Raw genomic sequence first — 797 nt, forward strand, 5'->3', positions numbered from 1 at the left:
TCTCCCCCCAAGTGGGGGAGATGTCCGGCAGGACAGAGGGGGGCGCGAAGGATCGCTACAGATCAGCATTTTCCTGAGCCGCTGCATTCCTCGGCTGAGGTAACGATCGAAGCGGACCGCCTGCAGCGGTTCCACCTGCGGATTTATTCACCCGTTTCGTCGGCACCTGGGTGGAAGAAGGATCGGATTTCCTCCCTGTCGACGCTGTCATCGCGGTTCTCGTCGACGGCATTGAATATCCGCTCGACAAAATCCTGAACCTCGGTTTGAGAAAGCGCACCATCGCCGTCGGCGTCGACTATGGCGAACATCATGCGCATCCGTGCGCCATGCATTTTCCCGCCCCCCATATGGCGCCCGTCAGGCCTGCGGAAATCGCGATGCCAACGGTCGCCACCTCGTCGTTCTGCTCGCGGGCGGCGATGCTCCTGCATTCTCTCCTCCAGCATCTCAGTCATCATCTCACGCATCATTTGGCGCATGGAGTCTTCGATTGGCCCGCCTGGCGATGGCTGTGAACCTTGATTTTGTGCAGGTGCGGCGGGCGCAGGTGGGCTCGTCTGGGATAGCGCCGGCGAGGCCAGCATAGCCAACGCCGCGGCGACCGCTGTGGTTTTGCTTGCTGATGTCATTGTATTCTCCTTTGGAGAGACCGAACATGTCGTCCAAGCCAAACCCGCTGCTGCCGACATGGTTCCTGGCGCGTTGGTGGATGAGCCCAGAATGCGCTCCGTAGCGGTCCTTCGCGCCCCCCTCTGTCCTGCCGGACATCTCCCCCACGAGGGGGGAGATTGCTC

1 protein-coding gene is annotated in these 797 nt (G+C 61.2%); it reads right to left on the reverse strand.

All coding sequences use genetic code 11. The features are described from left to right. Window positions 1-143: 143 nt before the first annotated feature. Window positions 144-632, reverse strand: coding sequence for an EF-hand domain-containing protein (locus BQ8794_RS00715; RefSeq protein ID WP_244554815.1), 489 nt, complete (start codon window positions 630-632; stop codon window positions 144-146). Window positions 633-797: the final 165 nt, after the last annotated feature.

The organism is Mesorhizobium prunaredense (assembly GCF_900156895.1).
Taxonomy (GTDB): Bacteria; Pseudomonadota; Alphaproteobacteria; order Rhizobiales; family Rhizobiaceae; genus Mesorhizobium; species Mesorhizobium prunaredense.